The sequence below is a fragment of the Bifidobacterium aquikefiri genome (genome assembly GCF_002259795.1).
Taxonomy (GTDB): Bacteria; Actinomycetota; Actinomycetes; order Actinomycetales; family Bifidobacteriaceae; genus Bombiscardovia; species Bombiscardovia aquikefiri.
On sequence record NZ_MWXA01000005.1, the window covers coordinates 404,199 to 430,137 of the forward strand.

Sequence of the window (25,939 nt, forward strand, 5' to 3'; positions counted from 1 at the left end):
CGTGTCGAATTAGACATTATTTGGTATCAGCCTCTCACTCGAGCATATAGGCATCAAGCAGCTTTTCAACGATGATATCATTCAACAACCTCCCGTGAAGGGTAGGCACTATGGTTGATGTCTGCCGTTCGATCAAGCCCTCAGCGTGCAATGCATGCAATATGCCGGGCTGCAACTGCTTTCCGGCAATTGCATTGATGCCTGCCACATCCAAGCCCTCCCGAAGGCGAACTCCCAGCATGATGGCCTCTTCAAGCGTCGCATGGTGATTCAGCGTTTCCGCTCCTTGCCAGGGAACGTTGCCTTGATGAATCGTATGCGCCCAGCGCCGAGGATGGCGAATGTCCCAGGCCCTTATCGAAGAGCAATCTTCTGGAAGCCGGCGATGTTGCCTCGTGAAGCCATCATGATCGTCAACCGCATACGCCCCTTGCGGCAAAGTCGTTGAGGCATTCAGATGGCTGAAATGCGAGTGAGCCCCCGGTCCAAGCCCCGCCCAATCAATGTTTCGCCAGTAGCCAAGATTGTGCCGGCATTCATGGCCGGGTACTGCCCAATTCGAAATCTCATACCATTCGAGACCCTGCGCTGAAAAAAGAGAATCAGCAATTTCATACTTTTCAGCTTCATCATCATCGTTAGGTTTGGGCAGAATGCCGTAATCAACCTTCCTGCCCATCGGCGTCGTCGGTTCCAAGGTGAGCGCATACGCGGAAATATGCGTAGGTTCCATGGCCAAGGCACTGCGGACACTCGTTTTCCAATCGTCGATGCTTTCTCCGGGGGTGCCGTAGATAAGGTCAACGCTGCATTCGAGTCCGAGGATCTGAGCTGCCTTGACGTTGGTCACCACATTTTCCGGCGTGTGCGTCCGATCGAGCGTTTTCAGCACATGTGGAACCGCTGACTGCATACCGAATGAGATTCTTGTGAAACCACCAGCCTTCAATGTTTGCAAATATGCCGCATCAACAGTGTCAGGGTTCGCTTCTGTAGTGATTTCAGGATTGTCGATAATCCCCCATTCGTGCTCGGCGGTCTGCACCATGCGAACAAGATCGAACGCCTTGAGAACGGTCGGCGTTCCTCCCCCAAAGAATATGGTCGAAATGGGTTCGGGCGTGATGCCGTTGCGTTCTTGCCATCGTTTGAGTAATGCCATCTCTTCGATGATCATGGTCGCATAGTGATCAACGCTTGCGCCCTCTCCCATGTCCATCGACGTGTAGGTATTGAAATCACAGTATCCACAACGCTTCAAGCAGAATGGCACATGAATATAGAGGCCAAAGGTCATGGTGTCCCCCAATGCAACTGAGCTTTCGTCTAACTATCTTTCTTCGCAGCCGCACGAATCTTGTCTCGAGTATCTCTATCCGTGGAATCGTCAGTACTCAATGCTGCGATGAAGGCTTCCTGCGGCACTTCGACGCGCCCAAGCATCTTCATGCGCTTCTTGCCAGCCTTCTGCTTCTCAAGCAACTTGCGCTTTCGTGTGATGTCTCCGCCATAACATTTGGCAAGCACGTCCTTGCGCAGTGCACGAATCGTTTCGCGCGCGATGATGCGCGAACCAATAGCCGCCTGAATGGGAATCTCGAACTGCTGGCGCGGTATGAGCTCCCTGAGCTTCTTCGTCATCATCACGCCATATGCATACGCCTTGTCCCGGTGTACGACGGCGCTGAAAGCATCGACCTTCTCGCCCTGAATCAGGATATCGACCTTGACCAAGTCTGCCGACTGCTCGCCCGACTCGTGATAGTCAAGGCTGGCATACCCCTTGGTGCGGCTTTTCAGCTGGTCAAAGAAGTCGAACACAATCTCAGCAAGCGGCATCGTGTAATGCATTTCGACGCGATCCTCACTGATGTATTCCATGGTGCCCATCTGACCGCGATGATCCTGACACAGCTCCATGACCGAACCAATGAATTCTTTGGGCGTGATGATATCGGCTGAAACCACAGGTTCAACGATTTTCTTCACCTTGCCGTCAGGGAATTCGCTGGGATTGGTGACATGATGCACCTTGCCATCTTCCATCGTCACGTCATAGGTCACATTTGGGGCAGTCGAAATCAGATCGAGATCAAATTCCCGGCTCAGACGCTCGGCAACGATTTCCATGTGCAGCAGTCCAAGGAAACCGCAGCGGAATCCAAACCCTAAGGCGACTGAAGTTTCCGGTTCGTAGATGAGCGCGGCATCGTTGAGCTTGAGCTTGTCCAATGCCTCGCGCAAGTCTGGGAAATCGGCGTTATCAACCGGGAAGAGTCCGGCATAGACCATCGGGTGAGGATCTCTATAGCCAGGAAGAGCCGTGGTTGCGGGGTCTTGCTCAGTCGTGATCGTGTCGCCGACCTTGGATTGACCAACGTCCTTGACGCCGGTGATCACATAACCGACTTCACCGGCACCAAGCGCCTTCGTTGGTGTCATGTCGGGGCTGATCACGCCAAGCTCGATCGGATCATGGACAGTGCCCAGACCCATCATGCGGATTTTCTGACGGGATTTGATTTCGCCGTCAATCATACGAATATAGGTCACGATGCCACGGTAGGAGTCGTAGACCGAATCGAAGATCATTGCTCGTGCTGGTGCCCGTGCATCGCCGTGCGGCGGAGGAACCTCCACCACGATGCGGTCGAGCAACTCCCTGATGCCTTCGCCAGTCTTGCCGGAGACACGCAATATATCGCTTTCCGGGCAGCCCAGGAGCCCAGCAATCTCCTTGGCATGTTTATCAGGCTCTGCACTTGGCAGATCAATCTTATTGAGCACTGGAATGATGGTCAGGTCGTGATCTATCGCCATATACAGATTCGAAAGCGTCTGAGCTTCAATTCCCTGCGTGGCATCAACGAGAAGCACCGCACCTTCGCATGCAGCGAGCGCTCGGGAAACCTCGTAGGTGAAATCGACATGGCCAGGGGTGTCGATCATGCCAAGCGTATATTCCTTGCCATCCGCGATCCAAGGCACACGCACAGCCTGTGACTTGATTGTAATGCCGCGTTCCTGCTCGATATCCATGCGATCGAGGAATTGATCATGCATTTCACGATCAGACACGATGCCACTCAGTTGCAAAATGCGATCAGCAACCGTTGACTTACCATGATCAATATGCGCAATGATGCAGAAGTTGCGTATCAATGATTGATCGGTGAATCCGGGCTGATTATGCTGAACCGCCACCGTGCTCCCTCCGATAAAGTGTGAACTTACGGAATTCTACCCGTAAGTGCAGCCAGAGTGGAACCCTGACGGGTTGAGCAGCGTCACCAGCGTTTTCATACGCCATTTATGCGGCTCATGGCAAGATTCTTGGCGAATGGGCATGAGGCATGGTAGCCTGTATGTTTGTCTATAAGGATATAGCATAACGTCGTTTGGAGTAACAGTGGCAAACATCAAGTCGCAGAAGAAGCGCGTCATCACCAATGAGAACGCTCATCTTCGTAACGTATCGGTGAAGAGCGAAGTAAAGACTGCCGTGCGTGCGGCACGCGAGGCAATCAGCGCCGGAGATAAGGAAAGCGCACAGACCGCTTACCAAGTCGCGGCACGCAGTCTCGACAGAGCTGCAGGCAAGGGCGTGATTCATAAGAATCAGGCTGCAAACCGCAAGTCCGGTCTTGCTACGGCTGTGAACGCTCTCTGAGCTTTCTTTTAAGATTTCAATTCCCGCAATTCTTAACAGATTCGCGGGAATTTTTGTATGCGATCGCGAGCACTGCTGCGATAGATGAGGATGATACTGCCAGCATACGGGAAATTTCGTCACACCGTTTCATTCACCGATCTGTACAGACCATTTTCTATCCGCCCGCAACAAGCACCATTTCGCACCTCTCACGCTAATGTTGCATATATGCGAATAGTCTTGCAACGGGTTTCCTCCGCTTCGGTAAGTGTAATATCTCAACAAGAACCTTCACACACCGATGCCATGCCGCTTCCTGAGCCTCAGGGCATCGGCATTGGCTTCCTCCTGCTCGTCGCCGTGAGCGACATCGACAATGAAGACACGGTCTCTTGGATGTCACACAAAATTGCTCACTTAAGAATCTTTGAAGATTGCGCAGGCAAAATGAACCGCTCGATTCAGGAAATCAAGGGTTCTATTCTCTCGATATCGCAATTTACGCTGTATGGAGACGCTCGAAAAGGAAATCGTCCCAGCTTCACGGCGGCAGGAAAGCCTGAACACGCGGCACAGATATGGGATCAGTTCAATGAGGCACTTCGTAGCCAAGGCATCATCGTCCGAACCGGCACATTCGGTGCCCACATGTCTGTACAACTCGTCAATGATGGTCCAGTGACACTTATTCTCGAGCGCTGAGATTCGTTGTGAACTTCGACAGGTATAGTACGGTATTTTTTGGCGGAAATCACTGTATATGCTTAAGAAAATCATTGCTGTATCTTTTGAAGTTCACAATGAGCCGAGCACCACGCAACATCTCGGTCATTCTTCCACATTCGACCACATGAATTCGCCACCTTTGCCGCTGCATGAGCATTCATTAGCATTTTTCCATGGATATCACACAAGATGAGGCTTGGCTGAGTTCAGCGAACTCAGAATTAGAACGATGCTTTCATTTGGCAAGAAAGGCGCGAACTCCACTGGTGCTTGCCGGTTTAACAGCCATAGCGCTCATGGGTCTGCCACCACCATGGAATCAGGACAGAGACCAGCTGCGCGTGACAGTCTGTGCATCCCCGCAACAACAAAGATCGAAACAGAGAGACATTCGAGCTATCTATTGGAGCCTGCCCTTTTTCACATCAACAATTACATGCGGTGACATATCAATGAATATTGTCGATCCAGTGACCGCATGCCTCCAAAGTCTGCGCGACATAAGCAAAGAAGAGGCGGTTGTCCTGTTCGATTCACTTCTCGCAAGAGGAGCAAATCGAAAAGAGGTCTCCAAGCAAGATCTTGAATGTCTGATAAACACAAATCAGCGATTTGTTGGAAAAGCTAGCGCACGGTGGGCGTTGGAACGCTGCAGAGAAGGAACTGACTCTCCCATGGAATCCCGGCTAAGAATAAAACTCATTCAGCATCATTTTCCATGCCCGCAGGTGAACTACATGATTCAACATCCACAAACAGGTGAGATCTGGCTTGCGGATCTCGCCTACCCCGAACTCAAGATCGCGATTGAATACCAAGGCGTCAGGTTTCATACATCCAAAGAAAGCCTGAAAAGAGACAGCCGTAAGAGTTCCGCTCTTCAAGGAATGAAATGGAATCTCATCCCAGTAACATCAGAAGATATTCTCGATCAAACATGCTGGAATCGATTTACGGACACACTTGAGAGCGTTATTGTGGCGCAATCAGCCCGATACTCGGTTCATTGTGAACTAGATGAGGTATAACTGCCGAGAAATCGGGTAATCAGTACCGAATACAGCGTAAAAAATGCGTTTATACTTCGCTCAGTTCACAATGAACACAATCATAGGATTGCTCACTGAATGATCGGTCGAAGTGGCGCGGAAACGTCGACATCATGCTTTGATCCGATCTTGCTGGGATCGTTGATGATCTTATCCACGACCGCTTTCTTCAGCTCAAGCTGCGAAGCGTCGCCCCAGACGATGGTGTATTTCCCCGAACTGATTTCCGTGGTGATGGAATCCTGTGTATTCGCCGTGACCTTGGTGATACTCTGACGCATGCTTTCAGGCAGCGAAGCCAGAATCTTCAACGCCTGCTTGACAGCATCGTTGGCAAGTCCACCTTTGAGCGTCGACACCTGGATCTCGGGAATGCCCGTAACGGTTGCAGCCGTGACGGTGTTCAGGATGCGCGCCTCACTGTCTACAGCGGTCAAAGTATTATTCGAGGATTTCAACACTGCGGCAGGCTTCTCCGATTTCACGCTTATGCGGATTCCATGAGGATAGAGCTTTTCGGCTTTCGCCGATGTGACACCTGGGAGTGCACCAACTTGATTTTCAACCGTCTCGGTGGAAACGAGGAGCAAGGACTTTCCTACCTGCTTCGCCGCTATGGCACTGATCTCATTCGAAGACACCCATTGGTTTGCACCAGTGACCTTGATGCCTGAAATCTCAAATCGAAACACGGAGGAGAAAAACAACATCCAGACCAGCAAAACCACAAGAGCGGTTGCAGATACCACGATAGAAATTCTGGTCAGGGATTTATATAATCCTGCCTTACGCCGTTCTTTCAGTCTTGCAGTGAAATCAACGACCTTTGGCCTGGTAAACATGCCCGGAATCGGACCGGAATCCTCACCTTCGACAGGTTGCTCATGCAGCGAACGAGCAACTCGTTCATCTACAGATTCCGAAGCATCCAGCACTCTCGCATCAACAAAATCACCATCGGATGAGCTCGTAGTCATATCAGAACGCGCAGTCCGAGGAGAGTCACCACTATGCGCCGACTGCGGCTTTCGCCCAGACTCGGCAGAACGTACCGATCTTCCCTTGTCATCGCGATGTGGGGTGTGTCCGGAACTGACTGTTTTTCGAGCCATTGTTCAGCCTTTCCGGCAATCAGCGAGTCATCGACTCTTGCGAAAGAGGTTCAGAGGAATCAGGCTGAGTGGATGAGGAATCTTTAGCCTGCAGATGACCTTCTCGCGCCTCAAGGACATGCAGAATAATGGGCACAACGGCATTGATGTCGCCTGCACCTGCAGTAATCACGACATCGCCTGGCTGAGCACGCAATGCAATCATCTGTGCTGCCTGATTCATGCTATCCACTGCACTTATCCACGTATGAACAGGACTATCGCCCAGAGCCTGAGCCGCCTGCACGATACTGCGCGGACCAACATCGGGAAAGTCCGATTGCTTTTCTCGGGCTGGGAAGATGCCCGTCACCACGACATCGTCCGCCTTGCGCAATGCCTGAGCAAACGCGGTGGCAAAGAACCGAGTTCTGGAGAACAGGTGCGGCTGGAAGATGATATGAATCCTAGAGCTTGGATATCTTCTTCGTGCGGCATCCAACAGAGCCGCGATTTCGGTGGGATGGTGTGCGTAATCATCAACGACGGTGACCTGATTGACATGCCCGCATACTTGGAAACGTCTCACAGCGCCAAGAAATGATGCAGCGGCTGCCGCGGCGGCTTGGACATCCACACCGAGCAACGCAGCGGCAATGATTGCAGCAGTTGCATTGCGGGCATTATGGATGCCCGGAATTTTCAAGGCTACGGAAATTGTTCGCTCATCACCGTCTGCCAGCACCGAAGGAATAACAATGCTGAAACGTTCCTCACCACTGCCCTGATGCTCCGACTCAGAGACGATGCGCACCACGCAACCCGCGAATCCAGCAAAGCGTGCACCCGACTCAGTCGTGTAGATGACGGTGTGCCGAGCAGTGTCATGATCGAGATTTGCGATGATTTCTTGAGCTCCTGCATCGTCACCGGTTATCACCACATGCGCCTTGGCGTGGCCTGCGTGAGCTACGAAAGCTCGACGGTATGTTTTTGCCGTGCCGTAATGATCAAGATGATCTGCCTCAGCATTCGTGATTATGGCAATCTCAGGATGATATTTCAGAAAACTTCCATCGGATTCATCAGCCTCGGCAACGAAAACCGACCCAGTGTCCGCATGACCGCCATCAATGGGTCCGTCGATGCCTTGCACCGAACCACCAATCGCATAGCTGGGCTTGCCAAGCTTGTCTACCGACCCTGCTGCATGGATCAGAATGTGCGACAGCAAGGCACTTGTTGTGGTTTTTCCATGCGCTCCAGCAACGCTGACAGCCTTCTTGAGCGACATGAGCAGACCGAGGATATCGCTACGATGCACAAGATGAAGATGCTGGCGTTTCGCCTCTATGATCTCGGCGTTGCTGGATTTGATGGCGCTCGACCATACCACCGTATTGACTCCCTGCAGATTCTGTGCCCGCTGGCCAATATGCACCGGTATCCCCAATGATTCCAAGCGCTTTGTCTTGCTGCTCTCACCTGAATCCGAACCACTGACCTCTACACCGTTCTGGTGAAGCATCTCAGCGAGAACACTCATACCAGCCCCGCCGATGCCGATAAAGTACGTCGAGCCTAGATGACGAAACGCTGCATCTGCACGCTGCGTGGAGTCTGATCCGTGCCCGGTCTGCAGATCAAAGGCGTCCCCAGTGGGATCCAACGGTTGTGAAGACTGCTGCGCTTGCTGCTCACTGCTATTCATCGTCTTGGATTCATCCATTCCTATACCCATTACTCCATGCATCAATTCATTGTTCACGAACATCGACTCCCCGATACTGCTGCTTCAACCATTATTGCCGTGGGACATAACATAATCCATCGATCAGAGGTCACCCCCATGAAACGACTCATCATGAAACGACACATCAAGCATCAATTCATTCGTGATTGGGCTGCATATGAGTGAATACCATCATGCGCACGATTCAACACGCGCAGCCATGGTCTCCGCCGCATCACGAGTTCCATAATTCCATGCCGACTTGCCCATCGCAAGAAGATTCTCTCGATTGCGCAACAATGGGATGACATGTTCACGAATCCATGTGGGGGTAAACTCGTCGTCATCAACCATTATTCCTCCGTGAGCATCCACAACTGGCTGCGCATTGTATCGTTGCTCACCATTGCCAATCGGAAGGGGCACATAGACGGCAGGAATGCCGAGAGCGGTCAGCTCAGCGACCGTGCCTGCACCGGAACGGCAGATTACCAGATCTGCACAGGCAAAGGCTAGATCGATACGTTCAAGATATTCAACGACATGATAATCACCTTGACCGGTTTTCCCAATTCCCAGACTGTTGACCGCATTGGCTCCGACCTGTTGCTCTACTATCGAGCGAACCTCATCGCCCTTGCCTTTCCCCGTCAGATGGATGATCTGCACATAATTGAGGAGCTCACCCGCAGAACGGGCTACGGATTGATTCAGACTGACCGCGCCCAGTGAACCACCCGTGACCAGTACCAGCGGACGGGACGTATCGATGCCAAGGGCGGAGGATGCCTCCACACGGGCCAATTTCGCATTATCTGCGATGCGGTTTGCCAATTCTGAGATTGTCGGTCGCAAGGGAAGGCCAATCCGTTCGATTCTGGCGCCCTTTCGTGCTTCCAGACCGGTGTTCTCATACACCGTCCCGATGAAATCGGCCCAACGAGCGCCAAGTTTATTCGCCATGCCTGCCTTGGCATTCTGTTCATGAATCAGAATCGGAATATGCATCAGATGAGCCGCTCTGTAAACCGGTGCCGAAGCATACCCGCCGAAGCCTACAACCACCTGCGCCTGATGATCACGCAAGATTCGCTTGACCTTATGCACCTCACGCATCCAGCGGAAGGGAAAGGTGAAGAGAGCGAGACTCAGGGAACGTGGGAATGGCACCTTTTCGATGGTGTCCAATGCAAAGCCGGCCTGCGGAACCAAGTCACGTTCGAGTCCGACCTGCGTGCCAATCACACTGATCTGGTTGTGTGGATTCCTTGTTCTGAGTGCCCTGGCTACACTGAGCAGAGGATTCACATGCCCTGCAGTGCCGCCTCCAGCCAAAACAACCCGGATCTTCTCTTCTTCTGTTCCCATATCCCTGAGCATATCCCTTATTCAGTCCATACCACGCCAACCAAGGGATACAGTGAACAATATGTCGGGTCAATTATTACGCAACATATCAGCCTAGCCTTGCATCACATCTCAGCAGCCCTGATCTGAACTTATCTTCTCTTGTTCAATTCACAACACAAACCTTTATCATGGCTTTGCCTGCGAGGAGCGAATCTCTGGCAGACTCTTCATCATACTCACAGCAACCCCAGAAGCGCAAAGACACATGATCAACGCCGTTCCACCAGCTGAGACAAAGGGCAATGGCAAACCCATGACCGGAAGCAAGCCGAGGACGACGGAAATATTGATCAACGCCTGACTGACAATCCATGTGGCGATGCACACCAAGACCAGTCGCGTAAACGCGTTGTGGGATTGCAATGCAACTCGTATCAGGCACCAACCCATGATGATGAAGGTGAGAACAACAAGAGCAGTGCCAATGAATCCGAGCTCCTCGCCTATGACGGCAAAGATGAAATCGTTGTGGGCCTCTGGTAGATAATTCCACTTTTCACGTGAATTTCCCAGCCCCACACCGGTCAAACCTCCCGATGCCATGGCATACATGCTGTGAATGGACTGGTAGCAGACTCCCTGGGCGCTTTCTGCACTGCATGGAAGATACGCTGCAAGGATGCGGTCCATGCGATTCGAGGACCCAAAGACGAAAACAACCAATATTCCGACTGCTGCAATGACGCTGAACAGAAATAGCAGTACCATCGAAAAGCCACCAATGAGGAATGCAACGAATCCTATGATGATGAGAATCATGGCCGTTCCCAGATCCTTGCCTATCAGGACCAGACCTACCGAAGCTGCAAACATGACAATGGGGATCCAATATGCCTGCCAGACGTTCACCTTCGCGTTTCTTGTCTTTGCAACGCTCAATGCGAGCGGCAGCCAGATGCACAGTGCGAGCTTCAATGCCTCGGCTGGTTGCAGGGTTAGTGGACCGATGCCAATCCAACCTGTATTGCCATTGATGTTGCGCCCGAGCGGACTCAAGGTCAGTAGCTGAAGAAACATGGCTGCAATCAGCAGAAAGAACGAGAAGCGCCGATACCATCGAGCGCCGATATGGGCAGTCACTGCAGCGACAATCAAGCCAAATATGCCATAGATCGTCTGATTTGCAGCCTGAGACCATGGCGATTTTCCTGCCGCGACCATGCTCACGGACGAACTGGAAAACACCATGATGAAGCCAAAAACGGTGAGTGCGACAACACAGGTTATGAAACCGTTGTAGCACCAGACCGGATTGAAGATGTTTCTCCAACCGGAATAGCTGACCTTTCGCGCAATATCCGAAGCATCCTCTCGCGATGAAGCCTTACGATATCGCTCACCTGCGTTGTCTTGAACATGCCGCTGACGATTCGAGGATGCACCCGAGCGTGACCGAGAATCGGAACTGGATCTAGTCGTTCTGGGCATGTTCCCGAACCCATCGCGATGCCTGTTTCACAAATTGGTCGCCTCTATCGGCATATGAGATGAATTGATCCATTGACGCACATGCAGGAGCCATCAATATGACATCCCCTGCCTGGGCATATGATCCACAGGCATCGACTGCACGCTGCATGACGGTGTCGTTATCGGTCGGATCAATCACTGTCGTTGCAATATCCGGTGCAGAAACCGCCAAAGCCTTGAGCATTGGCTGCTGTTCTTTTCCAATGATCACAGCGGCCTTGATTTTCTCACGCTGATCTGCAACGAGTTGTTCGAATCGACTGCCTTTCGCCAACCCTCCGGCAATCCAGACCACGCTGTGATCAGCAAAACTCGACAGTGACGCCGCCGCCGCATGAGCGTTCGTCGCCTTGGAATCATCGACGAATCTGATGCTTCCATCGGTGAGCGAGGCGGTTGCAACGGTCTGAATGCGATGTCCGCCCGGTACGAAGTTCTTCAATGCCCTGATTGCATCATCAACGCAGACGCCAAAGCCAAGCGCAAGAGCCAAGGCGCACAGCGAGTCAGCGACCAGATGCGGATAAACCGTTCCGTCCGGCTCACTCATATGCTTGAATTCAGTGATCTTCGCGAGTTTGGCGGGACTCTTGGAATCATTTGCCAGACCGCTCGCATCAACGATCCAGCCATGTTCAACACCAATCTGGCCCTCGTGCGGGGAGTTGAGAGTGAATCCTATCTTCCTGCAACCAGCTGCCGGCTGAGCCTTCATCGCCAAAGCCGTGACACGCACGTCATCGGCATTATAGACAAGCGCTTTGGTGACGCCACGATATACCTTTGCCTTGTCAGCCGCATAGTGTGCAAAACCGCCATGCCAATCTAAATGATCGTCGGCAAGATTGGTGATTGCCGCACATGCCAGAGTCATGGAGTCGGTGAAATGAAGCTGGAATGAACTCAGTTCCACACACAGCACCTGATTGGATTCATCCACCGCTGCATGTGAAACAGCCTTGCCGATATTGCCTACTGCTGGAGCCACAAGACCCGAATCGGTCAGCATCGCCGATGTCATTTCAGTCGTGGATGTCTTGCCGTTCGTGCCCGTTATGCCAATCCATGGTGCAGGAGCCTCGCTCCCCTTGCTCTTCACTCTGAGCTGCCATGCGAGTTCGACCTCACTCATGACTGGAATGGAGTGTCGCTGGGCCTCGAGTATGAAAGGCGTCCGAGGATTGAACACCGGTGAAGTGACGACTATGTCAATCGATTTCCAGGGTATGTCTTCAAAACTGTGCAAATCCGCTTCAGCCTTGTGCTCGTCAACGGTAATCACTCGCTTTGCGCGATTGTTCAGCACAGCGCACGAACTTCTGCCAGAAATACCAAGACCCGCAACCAGAACCGTTGCATTGCCAACATCCATGATGTCTACTCCACCCTTCATTGCTCCACTTGTCGACGATCCACAACCTATGTTCACAATCAACCCAGGAGACCGGACCGAGTGACCCAATCACCATAGAAGGTCACCATGCCGATAAGGACAAACATGAGTTCGACCATCCAGAATCTCACCACTACCTTTGACTCAGGCCAACCCATCAATTCGAAGTGATGATGGATCGGAGCCATCTTGAACACACGCTTATGCGTCATTTTGAAATATCCGACTTGAATCACGTCAGACATGGCCTCGATGACGAACAATCCACCCATGATTATCGCAAGGAACTCGGTATGGGTAGCAATCGAAATCGCGGCAAACAATCCTCCCAATGCGAGAGAGCCTGTATCCCCCATGAAAATCGTTGCCGGCTTCGTGTTGTACCAGAGAAAACCAAAGCAAGCCGTTGCCGCACAGACAGCGATGATCGAGAGATCCAAGGGATCAGAAACGGCGTAGGAAAATCCTGGATGCACTCCACCCTTGATGTGGTAGCTTTCCCAGAAAGCTATGATTGCATAGCCGACGAAGGCAATCATCGAGCTACCGGATGCAAGCCCGTCCAACCCATCATTCAGGTTCACAGCATTGGTCCACGCAGCCATCAGGAAATTGACCCAGATCACGAAGATAATGATGGCGAGAAAACGGCCGGCGAAATCAAAATTGAAAAATGGCTTTTCAATGAAGGCCATTCCCGCCTGAGCACTGGGGAAGCCTGACTTGGTTGGAATAATGAGAGCAAGCACGGCGTAGATGGTTGCAAAGATAACCTGCCCAAGGAACTTGGCAGACACGGACAATCCGAGATTCTGCTTTTTCCTCACCTTGGCGAAATCATCGATGAAACCTAGCAGACCCATGGAGACCATGGCAAAGAGAACAAGAATTGCCGACCATGAGGGAGCCGTGTGATAAAAGAAGAATCGATATAGAGCAGACGCAACCCAACCAAGGATGATTGCAAGATTGATGATCACCCCGCCCATGGTTGGAGTTCCGCGCTTTACCAGATGCGATTTCGGACCATCCTGACGAATATATTGACCATAATGCAGACGATGCACAAGGTTGATGAGAAGAGGCGTGCCGATCACCGTCACTGCCAGAGAAACCACAATTCCAATAATGAGTGAAATCACTTGTGCACCCCGTTCATTGCTTCCTGTATTCCATCGTACGATGACCCCCGATACCTTCGTATACTCGGAAGGGTTATTCCTAAGCGCAGCCCATGCATGATGCTGCAGGGATTGTTCATGATTGCTGCGCCTTGGGTGTTGCATTCCAACGATCTGCAAGAGTACTCAGCCCCGAAGCATGAGAGCCTTTGAGCAGGACGACGGTATGCGGGTGTTCGGCAGATATCTGTGCAACCATTGCATCGGCCTCGTCAATGTTGCTCGCACATGAACTGATCATCGCCTTATTCCCATCGGTGTTATCCGCTGGTGTGGTCATATCATCCCCATGCTCTGCTGCTGCGGCGGCCTCGGCGCCGTCAACGATGTCATGCGCAAGAGCATTGAGCTGCTCATTGCCGCCAACGGCGATCAACTGATCGATATGTTGCCGCGCGCAGAGAGCACCGATATCAGCATGCAGCCGCTTTTCATCAGCACCAAGCTCGAGCATTGCCCCAAGAACGGCCACACGATATGGAGGAGTCCGCTGATTCGCTCCCCAATCAGCCAGGCCCTGCACACCTGCAGCAACTGAATTGGGGTTTGCATTGAATGAGTCATCGATGAGGGTGAAGGACGATTCCTTGCCTGCAACCTTCGACACTGCCATACGATGTGGGCTGATTCGTTCCTGTTTGCCGAGCACGTCTGCAATGTCGGGCAAAGACAGTCCAAGTTCATGGGCAACCGCAGACGCAGCCAGGGCATTCATCACATTATGCGTCCCACGAATGCCGAGCGTCACCTGATGGGTATCTTCTTTTACCGAGTTGGCATCGTTCGCGGTTGGAAGTTCATCATGTGCATGCATAAGGAATCTCGGATGGTCGAGATCATCGGTGTGAATACCGGTGGCATACATGTTCAAATGCGAACCGGCAGGAAGCTGGCTCCCGTTCTCTCCGAACCATAGAATCTTTCCAGGAGCATATCTTCTCATGGCGCTAACCCGTGGATCGTCGGCATTGAGCACCGAAATACCTCCAGGAAGCAGGTTCTGGATGATCTCACTCTTGGCTATCGCAATATTGTCTACCGAACCAAATTCACCAAGGTGCGCGATTCCGACGATCAGCGCAATCGATATGTCAGGTGGAGCGATTTTCGTCAGATAATCGATGTCGCCAATATGAGAGGCTCCCATTTCAGCAGTGAAGAATCGAGTGGATGCGTGCACCTTCAACGCAGTCAGAGGCAGCCCAATCTCATTGTTAAATGATCCAACGGGCGAAATGGTATTTCCCAGACGAGAGAGCAGCGAGAAGAGCAGATCCTTGGTGGTGGTCTTCCCCACAGAGCCGGTTATACCGATGATGGTAAAGGGATCCGGCAATTCACGGCGTCGATCAATGTTATGGCGTGCCAGCATTCCAAGTGCCCTGACCGTATCGTCAACGACAATCTGTGTTATGTCAGTGTCAGCAACCTTATGCTCAACCAAAGCTGCGACCGCACCTTGACGAGCAGCCACGGACACGAAGTCATGCCCATCGACTCGAGTCCCAGGAATGGCAACGAACAATGAACCTTGGCCCGCTGTTCTCGAATCGGTCGTTACGCTGCTGACCTTGTGGCCATTATCGAAGTCCACGATACCCGAGACGGAATGTGCGATTTCGTCAATGCTCATGGTCATCATCTCAGGCTCCAGATCCCCGGATGACTTGTCAAACGCCCCTTCTCCAGAAAGCAGGCCCTCGTCCGATGCCAGCTGTTGCCGGAAATCCTTGGCGTCATCTTCCACTTCGTAACCCCGCTTGTTCAATGTTCTCCTCAAGATAGCTCTTTGGAAACGCGTAGTGCGCTTTTAATATTGTTTCTTCGGACACCTGCTGCCATGGCCATCGAAATGCTCAATGACAGCTGCTTCTGCGAATCCCCATCTTCGCTGATGCCCGCCTGCATTGAGAGTGAATCGGACTCATCGGTCCGTGCAGCGACCTTGGTATTCTTAGCGATGCGCAGCCCATAGGTTGTGCAGATTTGCTCCAACCGTCGCTGCTCTGCCTGACGTGTCTGGTTTCTGCTGATGCCGAATGATGAGTCGCGCCTCTTGTCCGGCTGCTCGTCCTTGTTGATTTTCATTTCGTCAGATGCAATGGCAACGGTCTGTGTAACATCAGCCTCTGAAACTACCTTGATATTGGCCTGTTTGTCGGCCTTCCTGGCTGCCTCGTCGGCTGCCTCTCTCGCCTGGGCAGAGATCTGTGCCAAGGCGGAACTCGAAGAGGCGAGGCTCACGACATCAACCTGTACCGCCTGTAACGCATGAGGCTTCAAGGTCTGCGGATTGACTGCTATCACTAGGGCAGCGGCACCATCTTCCAGACATACCGACATCAACCGTTCCATGTCGAACATGCTGATGGGATAGTTCAATTCCAACGGACGGTCAAGGGAATAGGAACCTTCCGAACTCACAACCCCCACAGGATTGCCAAGAATATGAAGGAATTCCGCCAGTTTATTGACATACTTGGCACCGTCGGAATCCGCTATTGCAAAGATTGCCAACGCTTCGGATGGTTCACCGGCAACATCCGAAGCGAGCTGCCCAATCTGCTCGGCATCCAAAGTGCCCAGCAATAGCGGAATCTGAATGTTGTTGGCAACGGTTTCCTGAGCCTGAGGCAAGACCATGGCATAGGCTCCACGAGTCTGCGCCTCGACAATTTCAGCCGCAGAGACTCGATTTTGAGATGGCACAAAAAGTGCTCCTGGTCGTACTGACCGGGCATCGTCTGCCAATGAGGTTATCGTCACTGGTTCGCAGAATTTGGGTTGCACCACAAGGCCATAATGATTGCCAAGGTAGCCCAGAGTCATTCTCTGTGACATGGTTTCACCTAATGAACTCACTATCCAGCCTCTCTTCTCACAGATAACGAGTGCACTTGCCGAGCGTAATGGTGAATTCGTCACCAATTGAATCGGCCATGCACGCAGTCACCAAGTCACTGGAATAGCACCTGTACGTGGCGAAGATGTAGGAACTTCATATTTCTGCATAAGGAATTCACCAATATTGGCAAAAATCGGGCCGGCGGTCAAGCCACCATACGTTCCTTCAGGATTCTTCAAGACTACAGTCACGACATACTTGGGATTGTCAGCAGGCAATACGCCAACCCAATCTGCCACAATCCCCGTCAACGCACCATTGGCTCCCGCCACCTCTGCGGTGCCTGTCTTCGCCGCAACGCGATAGCCGGAAACCCCAGCGACACTTTTATAGCCTTCGGCAACGGATTCCATGGCATTCATCATCTGTGAAGCAACGGAAGGGTCAATCACCCGCGTTGACTCTGGCGTCTGTACCGAGAGCTCCTTACCATTCTCGTCCTTGACATTGGCAATGATCGACTGCTGATTCTTGACACCTTTATTGGCAATCGTCGCGGCCACATTGCTCACCTGAAGCACGTTGGTCGCATACCCCTGACCAAAGAGCACCGTATTCTGCGTGCGCTTATCCCAGCTGGTATCCTTCGAGAGCAATCCATCGGATTCACCGGGGAGCCCCATTCCGGAAGACTGGCCGATACCAAATTTGGTCAGATAGGAGTACCGCTGAGCCAGCGAGTAGTTGGAGGATGCCATGATTACGCCAACATTGGAGGAATTCTGCAGAATGCCAGCGAGAGTCCACTTTTCGGTTGGATGCGACTCAGAATCGTGGTACGTCTGCCCATTCACATCAATGCTGTATGGAACGCTGAATTTGTTGTTCATTGTCTGCTGCTTCTCTTGCAGCAGCCCAGAGAGCGTAACCAGCTTGCCCACAGAACCGGGTTCAAAGGTTTCAGTTACCGCGTGCGATGGATTGAGCTTGGCATCGGAACTTCCCGCTTCCTCAGTGGAGGTATCAGCAAGCGCGAGAATCTTTCCCGTGGAGACTTCCTGAACCGAAGCAACTGCCCAGTCGGCCTTATACTTCGCCTTTCCCTGTTCCAGCGCCTGTTCCACGTACCATTGCACATCCCTGTCAATGGTGAGCTGAACGTTATCGCCATTGACCGCCGCAACTGATTCCGTCTGCGTACCCGGAATCTGTTGGCCGTCATTGCCGCGCTGATATTTCGTGTATCCATCGGTCCCGGTGAGCAGCTTGTTCTCCATCTGTTCAATGCCGGCCACGCCAGTACCTGAATCATCAACACCACCGAGCAGTGAACCCATGAGCGTACCGTTGGGATATACGCGGTCGGTGGTGAGCTGAGCCGTGATGACTCCGCTCAGATTCAATGCATCGATGGCGCGCTTCACCGTAGGGACAACATCCCTCTTGATGACCACATATTGGTTGGTACCGGTCAGCATCGCGCCGAGTTCCATCGTGTTCATGCCAAGCACGGGAGCGAGCAGTTTTGCAACTGCCGCAGGCCCGGTCGTCCCGACAGGCTTTCCATCAATGCTTTGGCAGTTGCCCTCCGTTGCCTTGGTACATGTTGTTGGCTCGAAGGTGGATGCCGCCTTGGGATCACCAATAATCGTGTATCGTTCGACGCTCTGTGCCAGGACGATACCGTTCGAATCGGTGATGTTGCCACGCTGAGCGCTGATTGTTGTGCTCACCGTTCTGCTTGCTGTGGCTGCCTCAGCGGTGGTCTTTCCGGCAATGAGCTGGACATATGTCAGTTTGATCACTGCCCCGGATGCGATCATCGCGATTACAGCCGCCACGCATACCGTACGTTTCATGAACTGTGTGGCGTTCTTCCACCAGACGATAAGGGGTACGTTCATTGTTTGTCTCCCGAACTCTGAGTGGCCTTATAGCCTTGCAAATCGATCGAAATCGAACTCTGCTGGGGTACCATGCCCATTTTCTGGGCTTTGTCAGGCAACGATGCCTGCAGACTGTCGAGTGTGCTCCGGTCATCCTCAATGTCTTGGGTCAGACGACTGATCGACTGCTGCTCACGCGTCGCCTCGAAGGAGTTCTCCATCATCTGCGTTCTGAGCATCAATGAACCTATAAGACTTGCACCAAGTACCGAGAACGCAATCATGAAGTGGAACATCGGGGTTCTACGGGTTCGCGTCCAATGAATGAGCTGCTGCGCCCTTTCGGAAAGGGTATGCTGATTGGTCCTGCGATTCGTCAGCAGTTGCAGTTCAGGTCTCGTCTCGTGTTGCTGTGAGTCCGGACGTCGCTTCTCGCGTCTCGCCCCGGACTGTATGCGTCGTGCTGCTGCAGGCATCTTATCCCCTTTCCTTTCCGTGCTCCTCGTATTCTTTCAATGCATTCTCGGGAATGTGGCGTATCAGTTCGACAGCCCTCAATCTCACCGACGCCGATCGTGGATTCTCTTCAATCTGCATGTCGTCGGCTTTGATTGCACCGTGCGTCAGATCCTTGAAATATGGCTGTGCCTCCTCAGGAATGATTGGCAGCCCACGGGGTACGTTCACTCGTGTGCCGGCAGTCATGAAACGTTTTACGGTGCGGTCTTCGAGTGAGTGATAAGACTCGACGACAATTCGACCGTGCATGTTCAGATGCGTTGCGATCTGAGGCAAGGTCTGTGACAATTTCTCCAGTTCTCCGTTGACCTCGATGCGCAATGCCTGAAAGACACGCTTCGCGGGATTTCCTGCGGGCCGATGCGATTTGGGAACCGTGGCATCCACCAGTTCGTTCAAATCCTTCGAGGTCTGCAACGGATGTGATTCGCGGCTTTCAACAATCGCTCTCGCAATAGGCCTGCTGAATCGCTCTTCACCGTATTCCCTGAATATCGATGTCAGCCGCTGCAGCGAGTAACTTGCAAGAACCTCTGCTGCCGTAAGGGTCTGAGTTGTATCCATGCGCATATCGAGTGGCGCATCATGCGCATATGAAAATCCTCGAGAGGTCTCATCAATCTGCAGACTCGACAATCCCAAATCCATGAATGCTGCGTCTACGTGCTCTATGCCCTGACTTTCGAGCACCTCGTCGAAATCATCGAAGGCAGCATGAACGGGAATGAATCTGCTCGAAAGCCCCTCCTGATCCATCCGCTGCGTGGCCAGTTCCAGCGCTTCCTCGTCACGGTCAATACCGATGAGATGCGCGCCGGGAGAGGATTTCAGGAATGCTATCGCATGCCCAGCCAGTCCAAGCGTGCAGTCCACGACTATGGCATCCCCATGTGCAAGTGCAGGAGCAACAAGGCCGACGCACTCATCCAGCAACACCGGTTGATGTATGGCATTCAAGTCTGTCATCAGAAATCCACCTCCGGAAGCACATCGTCGGCTATGTCGGAGTATCCCTGTTCCTTGCTTTCGAGATAGCTTTGCCACGAAGCACTATCCCAGAGCTCAGCGCGAGTGCCTACTCCGATGACGACCACTTCGGTGTTCAAGTGTGCATACGAGCGCAGCATCTGTGGAACCAGCACGCGACCTTGCCGGTCAGGCACCTCGTCAACGGCGCCGGAAAGAAATACACGAAGATAGTCACGAGCAGCCTTGTTGCCCATCGATGTACGTTGAATCTGTATGGCAACGCGTCTGAATTCGCTTTGTGGCAACAGATAGACGCAGCGTTCCTGACCTCGCGCCATGACCAGGCCATCGCCGAATTGCGAACGAAGCTTGGCAGGGAGCGCCATGCGACCCTTGTCATCGATTTTTGGCGTATAGGTTCCCAGCAACAGTGCGGGCATTTCGAAGCCATTGTCGTGATCGGCAGACATTGGAGAAGGTGAGGACGGCTGAGCACGGTGAACATTCTGGCTTTGCTCTGGCTGTAGTGTCCCTTTTTCCTGATTGGAATCGGGCTGCTCATTGCGAACGAAGTCGTTCGTCATGTCGCACCTCCATCCCCAGGATCACTCACAACTCGTCACTGTTTCCCCACTTTACCCCATAACACTCCACTTTTCCCCACTTATAAACAAAATATACGTTCACTTGCTTGTTCTGTTGGGAAACTCACAATTTCTGGGATCCTGACGCATGTCATATCAATGACAAGGCTCTGAGGTATATTGGATTGCCCAGTTTTTGTAGGAGGAATGGATACGAATGTCGCAATACTCTTCCCAATTGCAGGATGAACAACGAGCAACCGATCGTGCTTATGCACGCTTGGATTCATTACGCGCCCAGATACGTTCACGACTCGATGCCGTGCGCGCTGCGGGGTCGCATGGTTCACCGACACAACGTACCGAACGTGATTCATTCGCGACCCTGTACGAGGATCGCCTGACCCAACTGCGGGCAGTGGAGGACAGGCTCGTGTTTGGCAGACTGGATAGCAGACAGGGCGAACATCGTTACGTGGGAAGAATTGGATTATCAAGCGAAGATCATGAACCAATTCTTACTGATTGGCGAGCCGATGCAGCTCGGCCGTTCTATGAGGCCACTCCTTCACATCATGGCGACATCGTGATGCGTCGACATATCACGCTGAGCTTTCGTGATGTCGTGGCCATTGAGGATGAAATTCTCGACATGAACTCTCCCACCGTCAGTCAGGCATCACAATCGGGTACTCTTACCGGCGAGGGTGCGTTGCTGGCTTCCCTGAGTTCACGCCGCACCGGGAAAATGACCGACATCGTTGCCACCATCCAGGCTGAACAGGATCGAATCATTCGATCCGACATGGCGCATGCAGTGGTAGTACAGGGCGGTCCCGGTACAGGCAAGACCGCAGTCGCCCTGCATCGTGCTGCATACCTGCTTTATACCCATCGCCGCACACTTGAGCGTTCAGGTGTGCTGATCATTGGTCCCAGCTCAGCATTTCTGCATTATATTGACCAAGTTCTGCCTTCTCTGGGGGAAACGGGCGTTATTAGCCGAACCATTGGCGATCTGATTCCTGGAGTCGTGGCTACTGCACAGGAATCGCCCCGCGTGGCTGCATTGAAAGGCGACATTCGCATGAGGCATGCGATCGCCAATGCTGTGGCCGCACGTGTCAGAATTCCCCCTGCGCTGCCAGGCATTCATGTGAATGGCTTGATCGTTCCCATCCTCAGCACAGACATCGAACAGGCGCAGGGCGATGCACTTCGCACACATCAGCCGCACAACAAGGCGCGAAAGACTTTCGTGCGTTCGATGATGCACGCTCTCACCAACAGGTATGCCGAGCAGCTCGACTACACTCCAGAACAGTCCGAACTCTCGCATGCCACATCGGTGTTCCGTTTGAACGATGACGTACGCAAGACCTTGAATCTTGCATGGCTTCCCATGAACGCCGCCTGGCTTTTGTCGGATATGTGGGCAAAACCTGAACATTTGAGACACTTTGCACCTTGGCTCAGTAATGAGCAGATACACATGCTCAGCCGTCCAAAAGGATCGCCGTTCACCATATCTGACATTCCTCTGTTGGACGAGGCGATGGATGTGCTCGGTCCAGACCCCAAGAGCATAAGAAATGTCTCTGCTCAGGCTTCACGACGTGCTCACGATGAGCAGATTGCCTCAGAAACACTTGGACAGGCGGGCATTGGCAATGGCATTGTCACCTCCCAGATGCTGGTCGACCAGATGACGGCCGACGATGACGAAACCATGTCTCAACGTGCAGCCTCCGATCGAGAATGGACCTATGGCCATATCGTTGTTGACGAGGCTCAGGAACTGACCGCAATGGACTGGCGCATGCTCATTCGCAGATGCCCATCACGTTCTTTCACGATTGTTGGCGATGTTGCCCAGACATCTGCCCTAGGCGGTTCCAGATCCTGGCAGAAGACGATGACTCCTCTCTTCGGTGAACATAATTGGACGCTCAACGAGCTCAGCATCAACTATCGAAACCCAAAAGAGGTTTCAGATCTCTCTTCACGCTTTGCCAAAGAGGAGGGGCTTTACATTTCAACCGTGAATGCAGTTCGAGCGATTCCCGATTCCGTGCAGAACATCACCGTTGAGGCATCGTCAGACTTAAGTTCGCGCATTTTCCAGGAATTGGATGTGCTGCGTCCGCAGTTTGTCTCGTCCGACGGCAGTGGTCGCATAGCGATCATCGCAGAGGCGAGCATGATACCAGATATCTCGCGCAACCTTGATACCTACATCAATACGCGTTTGAATGCCGATGACCGCTTCCGCCTTCAATCGCAACATTCGTGGGACAGGCAGATTGGCGTCTATAGAACTGAAGAGGTCAAAGGGCTGGAATTCGATGCGGTGATTCTCGTTGAGCCCGGTCTGATGGAGAACAATGCCCCCTCTCGCATCGTTGCGGCTTCCGATCTCTATGTCTCGATGACGCGACCGACCCAAAAACTTGTCATTATTCGAACACGGCAAGATACTGACGACCTCCCACTATAAGGTATGAAATATGCCTAAAGCTTTGCTACTTGAAAATATTCATCCCTTTGCGGCCGAATCATTGCGTAATCACGGATTCGAAGTCAATACGCAGCCAGGGGCACTCGACGAAGATGACCTGATCGAGGCTCTTGACGATGTGGATGTTCTTGGAATTCGTTCCAAGACCAATGTTACGAGACGCGTTCTCGATGCCAGACCCGGTCTGACTGCCATAGGCTGCTTCTGCATCGGAACGAACCAGGTCGATTTGGACTATGCAGGATCGCATGGCATCGGTGTGTTCAATGCACCATATTCAAACACACGATCCGTTGTTGAGCTGGTCATCAGTGACATCATCAGTCTGATGAGGAGAATCCCTGCACATTCGCACCGCATGCGCGATGGCGTATGGGATAAGTCTGCCTCAGGCTCGCACGAGGTACGCGGCAAGACTTTGGGAATCATCGGCTACGGCAATATTGGCGCACAGCTTTCAGTTCTCGCCGAGGCATTGGGCATGCGTGTCGTCTTCTACGACATCGAAGAGAAGCTCGCCCTTGGCAATGCACATAGAGCTGGGAGCCTGGAAGAGCTCCTGCTTCAGTCCGATGCAGTGACGCTGCATGTTGACGGACGAAAGTCCAATACCGGTTTCTTCGGTGAAGATCAATTCTCACACATGAAGCAGGGCTCAATATTCATCAACATTTCCAGAGGATTCGTTGCGGATTTGGATGCATTGAAGCGCCATCTTGAATCCGGTCATCTTTCAGGCGCTGCCATCGATGTATTTCCCAAGGAACCCCGCAAAAGTGGCGATGCGTTCGATTCCTCATTGAATAAGGAAGACAATGTCATCCTGACGCCGCATATTGGCGGTTCGACTCTCGAAGCGCAGGAATCGATAGGTCATTTCGTTTCCCAAAGGCTCTTGGATTATTGGGAGAAGGGATCCACCACTCTCTCCGTTAATTTGCCAGAACTCACGCTGGGTGCAGTTTCTGGCGTTACACGCATTGCACACCTTCACAAGAATCTGCCTGGAGTCCTTGCTCAGGTTAATCGAATCCTTGGTGAAGAAAACATCAATGTCAATGCACAGTCGCTGGCAACTGAAGGCGAATTGGGATATGTGGTCACTGATGTTTCCAGTATGCCCAGCAACGATGCTTTCCAGGCATTGCAGGATCTTTACGGGAGAATTCGCATGAGAACCCTGAAATAGCCTACATACTCTACATGCAGGAGCGTCCAGTGCGACGACATGCGCATGCAATCCCCGCGTTCCTTGGAATGCGGGGATTGCTGGCATTTAGGGACAGACAGCTCATCGTCCATCTGTCCCGATGATTGGATGCTGACCGGTTCTGCATGTTGGTGGATCGTGTCAGTGTCGTGTTTGATACGTGTCGTATACCTTCGTGCGTCAGGCAGTTGCATTGTTTCGTAGAATACCGGTCAATACCTTGTACTTGCTCAGGCGAATAACACGCTGTTGCCGATGGATACCGGTTGGACGGTTTATTGGTCGGATGGGGCTCACATGCCTGTCGTGAATGGGCTATATGTTGCCTTAGATGAGAAGCGAAGCCAGTCCACGCTCATGAAGACCGTCCTCCTGCCACCGGTACCGTCGGTAGACCGCCAATGAACCTACCGCAGCGTTCATTGTGAACTTCGCCAAGTATAAAAAGCACTGGAAAGGGTGATATCAGTTTCAAAATGGTCAAATTTCCATTGATTCAAGTCATCTATACTTCGTGAAGTTCACAATGAATGTATGCACACGCCAACCGGAAGTGAGCAGCGCGATGCAGGCGCGTAGTGCCGTGTGGAATTATCTGTACCGTTCGAAATTATCTGTGCCGTTTGAAATGACCATTGCAGTTCGGAATCACCGGTACCATTGTGGTCCCAATCAGTCCTGTTCGGCGTTATCTTCGCTTCTGAGTTCTTCTATGGCGTGCTCAAAATCTGTCAGTCCATTGAAATTCTGATAGACGCTGGCGAACCGTAAGTATGCGACTTCATCAAGCTTACGCAAAGGCTTCAAGATGGCCCTGCCGACCTCATCGGAATCAACCTGTGCAGCACCAAGCGAGCGTAAGTCCTCCTCAACTTTTTGTCCGAGAGCCTTAAGATCATCTTCGTTAATGGGTCTCCCCTGACACGCCTTTCGCACGCCGGAAATTACCTTATCCCTATTGAATGCCTCTGCGTTCCCCGAACGTTTCAAAACCATGAGGCTTGCTGTCTCGACCGTGGTAAAACGTCTGCCGCATTTTGGGCATTCGCGACGTCTGCGGATGGCAAACCCATCGTCGCTAATACGTGTATCCACGACTTTCGTTTCAGAATTCTGGCAAAAAGGACAATGCATAGGTACCACAGTAGCCCACTGTTCTCAATCTTCATCGCCAGGAATGAATGCAATGGTGAAAATCCCGTGAAATCAACGAAATCTTATTCCTGAGGAACAATAAGGCGCTGTCCGACCTGTAACGAGGTGGAATGCAGGTTGTTCATCTTTACAAGCTTATCTATGGTCTCGTTGACGTTACCACCCGATGGCGTGATATTCGACGCATACGACCACATGGTCTCACCGGGACGAACGGTGTAGCTCGTCACCTGCTGTGGCGGTATGGACGATTCTGCCTGTGTGGCACCAATGGTCACACCGGCAAAGCACATTGCTGCAGCAAGCAGTCCGGTAACGATCTTTCCACGAAGAGTGAGCCTCATCCGCGTACGGCTGCCACGCACAGCCCTACGGACACTAGCGCCATCAGATGATGGCAGAAATTCTCCTACTTGCATCGTCATCGACATATTGACTCCTTCGAACATTTGTTCTATCGAACGTATGTTCTCATTGTGGCATACAAGCACGATTTTTCCAACCCCAATTTCGAACATATGTTTGATTTCACAGAATTGACACGGTAGA

General features: G+C 52.2%; 21 protein-coding genes. 5 read left to right on the forward strand and 16 right to left on the reverse strand.

The genetic code is table 11. The features are described from left to right. Positions 1-34 precede the first annotated feature (34 nt). Both hemW and lepA read right to left on the reverse strand, forming a co-directional pair. Positions 35-1,297, reverse strand: coding sequence for a radical SAM family heme chaperone HemW (gene hemW / locus BAQU_RS05635; RefSeq protein WP_094693489.1), 1,263 nt, complete (start codon positions 1,295-1,297; stop codon positions 35-37). Positions 1,298-1,326: 29 nt separating this feature from the next. Continuing rightward, positions 1,327-3,204 carry a translation elongation factor 4 gene (gene lepA, locus BAQU_RS05640; protein ID WP_094693491.1) on the reverse strand — a complete coding sequence of 626 codons (1,878 nt, stop codon included), beginning with the start codon at positions 3,202-3,204 and terminating at the stop codon, positions 1,327-1,329. A 205-nt stretch (positions 3,205-3,409) separates the two neighbouring features. Between lepA and rpsT the strand changes: the two genes are divergently transcribed. The 3 genes from rpsT (at position 3,410) to BAQU_RS05655 (ending at position 5,406) form a co-directional block, all read left to right on the forward strand. Then, positions 3,410-3,670: a 30S ribosomal protein S20 gene (rpsT, locus tag BAQU_RS05645; RefSeq protein WP_094693493.1), complete on the forward strand. Its 261-nt coding sequence runs from the start codon at positions 3,410-3,412 to the stop codon at positions 3,668-3,670. Positions 3,671-3,880: 210 nt separating this feature from the next. Then, complete coding sequence (dtd, locus tag BAQU_RS05650) at positions 3,881-4,354, forward strand: D-aminoacyl-tRNA deacylase (RefSeq protein ID WP_094694013.1); 474 nt, start codon at positions 3,881-3,883, stop codon at positions 4,352-4,354. 197 nt (positions 4,355-4,551) lie between these two features. Beyond that, positions 4,552-5,406: a hypothetical protein gene (locus BAQU_RS05655; protein ID WP_094693495.1), complete on the forward strand. Its 855-nt coding sequence runs from the start codon at positions 4,552-4,554 to the stop codon at positions 5,404-5,406. A 92-nt stretch (positions 5,407-5,498) separates the two neighbouring features. Here BAQU_RS05655 and BAQU_RS05660 read toward each other — a convergent pair whose 3' ends face one another. From BAQU_RS05660 to mraZ, 12 genes are all read right to left on the reverse strand, one after another. Further along, entirely contained in the window at positions 5,499-6,539 is a 1,041-nt protein-coding gene (locus BAQU_RS05660; protein WP_244568441.1) for a cell division protein FtsQ/DivIB, read from the reverse strand. A 19-nt stretch (positions 6,540-6,558) separates the two neighbouring features. Then, entirely contained in the window at positions 6,559-8,229 is a 1,671-nt protein-coding gene (gene murC / locus BAQU_RS05665; RefSeq protein ID WP_094694017.1) for a UDP-N-acetylmuramate--L-alanine ligase, read from the reverse strand. A 213-nt stretch (positions 8,230-8,442) separates the two neighbouring features. After that, positions 8,443-9,618, reverse strand: coding sequence for an undecaprenyldiphospho-muramoylpentapeptide beta-N-acetylglucosaminyltransferase (gene murG / locus BAQU_RS05670; protein WP_094694019.1), 1,176 nt, complete (start codon positions 9,616-9,618; stop codon positions 8,443-8,445). Between the two features lie 168 nt (positions 9,619-9,786). Next, positions 9,787-11,088, reverse strand: a complete 1,302-nt coding sequence (locus BAQU_RS05675) for an FtsW/RodA/SpoVE family cell cycle protein (RefSeq protein WP_094693497.1) — start codon at positions 11,086-11,088, stop codon at positions 9,787-9,789. After that, a complete protein-coding gene (gene murD / locus BAQU_RS05680) occupies positions 11,072-12,502 on the reverse strand; it encodes a UDP-N-acetylmuramoyl-L-alanine--D-glutamate ligase (protein ID WP_094694021.1) in 1,431 nt (476 codons plus the stop codon). Before murD ends, BAQU_RS05675 begins: the two co-directional genes overlap by 17 nt. A 59-nt stretch (positions 12,503-12,561) precedes the next feature. Next, positions 12,562-13,665, reverse strand: a complete 1,104-nt coding sequence (gene mraY / locus BAQU_RS05685; RefSeq protein WP_094694023.1) for a phospho-N-acetylmuramoyl-pentapeptide-transferase — start codon at positions 13,663-13,665, stop codon at positions 12,562-12,564. A 115-nt stretch (positions 13,666-13,780) separates the two neighbouring features. Further along, positions 13,781-15,346, reverse strand: coding sequence for a UDP-N-acetylmuramoyl-tripeptide--D-alanyl-D-alanine ligase (locus BAQU_RS05690; protein WP_094694025.1), 1,566 nt, complete (start codon positions 15,344-15,346; stop codon positions 13,781-13,783). A 134-nt stretch (positions 15,347-15,480) separates the two neighbouring features. Beyond that, positions 15,481-16,545 (reverse strand): UDP-N-acetylmuramyl peptide synthase, encoded by a 1,065-nt coding sequence (locus BAQU_RS05695; RefSeq protein ID WP_143241971.1) that lies wholly within the window; start codon positions 16,543-16,545, stop codon positions 15,481-15,483. Positions 16,546-16,653: 108 nt separating this feature from the next. Beyond that, on the reverse strand, positions 16,654-18,453 hold the full coding sequence (locus BAQU_RS05700; protein WP_094693501.1) for a peptidoglycan D,D-transpeptidase FtsI family protein: 1,800 nt from the start codon (positions 18,451-18,453) through the stop codon (positions 16,654-16,656). After that, positions 18,450-18,911, reverse strand: a complete 462-nt coding sequence (ftsL, locus tag BAQU_RS05705; protein ID WP_244568442.1) for a cell division protein FtsL — start codon at positions 18,909-18,911, stop codon at positions 18,450-18,452. The genes BAQU_RS05700 and ftsL overlap by 4 nt, the downstream gene beginning before the upstream one ends. Before the next feature lies 1 nt (position 18,912). After that, a complete protein-coding gene (gene rsmH / locus BAQU_RS05710; protein ID WP_094693503.1) occupies positions 18,913-19,920 on the reverse strand; it encodes a 16S rRNA (cytosine(1402)-N(4))-methyltransferase RsmH in 1,008 nt (335 codons plus the stop codon). Next, a complete protein-coding gene (gene mraZ / locus BAQU_RS05715) occupies positions 19,920-20,393 on the reverse strand; it encodes a division/cell wall cluster transcriptional repressor MraZ (protein ID WP_094694028.1) in 474 nt (157 codons plus the stop codon). The genes rsmH and mraZ overlap by 1 nt, the downstream gene beginning before the upstream one ends. A 331-nt stretch (positions 20,394-20,724) precedes the next feature. On the opposite strand from mraZ, the gene BAQU_RS05720 reads away from it, so the two are divergent. Further along, positions 20,725-23,004, forward strand: a complete 2,280-nt coding sequence (locus tag BAQU_RS05720) for a HelD family protein (protein ID WP_094693505.1) — start codon at positions 20,725-20,727, stop codon at positions 23,002-23,004. A gap of 10 nt (positions 23,005-23,014) precedes the next feature. After that, on the forward strand, positions 23,015-24,214 hold the full coding sequence (gene serA, locus BAQU_RS05725) for a phosphoglycerate dehydrogenase (protein ID WP_094693507.1): 1,200 nt from the start codon (positions 23,015-23,017) through the stop codon (positions 24,212-24,214). A gap of 693 nt (positions 24,215-24,907) precedes the next feature. Here serA and nrdR read toward each other — a convergent pair. Further along, positions 24,908-25,369: a transcriptional regulator NrdR gene (gene nrdR / locus BAQU_RS05730; RefSeq protein WP_094693509.1), complete on the reverse strand. Its 462-nt coding sequence runs from the start codon at positions 25,367-25,369 to the stop codon at positions 24,908-24,910. Between the two features lie 83 nt (positions 25,370-25,452). Beyond that, positions 25,453-25,815 (reverse strand): LysM peptidoglycan-binding domain-containing protein, encoded by a 363-nt coding sequence (locus BAQU_RS05735; protein WP_244568443.1) that lies wholly within the window; start codon positions 25,813-25,815, stop codon positions 25,453-25,455. Positions 25,816-25,939 lie beyond the last annotated feature (124 nt).

Excerpts from the sequence above, each read along its gene's own strand:
- hemW (WP_094693489.1), bottom strand. The coding sequence starts at position 1,297 with ATGACCTTTGGCCTCTATATTCATGTGCCATTCTGCTTGAAGCGTTGT.
- dtd (WP_094694013.1), top strand. The coding sequence starts at position 3,881 with ATGCGAATAGTCTTGCAACGGGTTTCCTCCGCTTCGGTAAGTGTAATA.
- BAQU_RS05655 (WP_094693495.1), top strand. The coding sequence starts at position 4,552 with ATGGATATCACACAAGATGAGGCTTGGCTGAGTTCAGCGAACTCAGAA.
- BAQU_RS05660 (WP_244568441.1), bottom strand. The coding sequence starts at position 6,539 with ATGGCTCGAAAAACAGTCAGTTCCGGACACACCCCACATCGCGATGAC.
- murC (WP_094694017.1), bottom strand. The coding sequence starts at position 8,229 with ATGAATAGCAGTGAGCAGCAAGCGCAGCAGTCTTCACAACCGTTGGAT.
- murG (WP_094694019.1), bottom strand. The coding sequence starts at position 9,618 with ATGGGAACAGAAGAAGAGAAGATCCGGGTTGTTTTGGCTGGAGGCGGC.
- BAQU_RS05675 (WP_094693497.1), bottom strand. The coding sequence starts at position 11,088 with ATGCCCAGAACGACTAGATCCAGTTCCGATTCTCGGTCACGCTCGGGT.
- murD (WP_094694021.1), bottom strand. The coding sequence starts at position 12,502 with ATGGATGTTGGCAATGCAACGGTTCTGGTTGCGGGTCTTGGTATTTCT.
- BAQU_RS05690 (WP_094694025.1), bottom strand. The coding sequence starts at position 15,346 with ATGATGACCATGAGCATTGACGAAATCGCACATTCCGTCTCGGGTATC.
- BAQU_RS05695 (WP_143241971.1), bottom strand. The coding sequence starts at position 16,545 with ATGTCACAGAGAATGACTCTGGGCTACCTTGGCAATCATTATGGCCTT.
- BAQU_RS05700 (WP_094693501.1), bottom strand. The coding sequence starts at position 18,453 with ATGAACGTACCCCTTATCGTCTGGTGGAAGAACGCCACACAGTTCATG.
- ftsL (WP_244568442.1), bottom strand. The coding sequence starts at position 18,911 with ATGCCTGCAGCAGCACGACGCATACAGTCCGGGGCGAGACGCGAGAAG.
- rsmH (WP_094693503.1), bottom strand. The coding sequence starts at position 19,920 with ATGACAGACTTGAATGCCATACATCAACCGGTGTTGCTGGATGAGTGC.
- mraZ (WP_094694028.1), bottom strand. The coding sequence starts at position 20,393 with ATGTCTGCCGATCACGACAATGGCTTCGAAATGCCCGCACTGTTGCTG.
- BAQU_RS05720 (WP_094693505.1), top strand. The coding sequence starts at position 20,725 with ATGTCGCAATACTCTTCCCAATTGCAGGATGAACAACGAGCAACCGAT.
- serA (WP_094693507.1), top strand. The coding sequence starts at position 23,015 with ATGCCTAAAGCTTTGCTACTTGAAAATATTCATCCCTTTGCGGCCGAA.
- nrdR (WP_094693509.1), bottom strand. The coding sequence starts at position 25,369 with ATGCATTGTCCTTTTTGCCAGAATTCTGAAACGAAAGTCGTGGATACA.
- BAQU_RS05735 (WP_244568443.1), bottom strand. The coding sequence starts at position 25,815 with ATGACGATGCAAGTAGGAGAATTTCTGCCATCATCTGATGGCGCTAGT.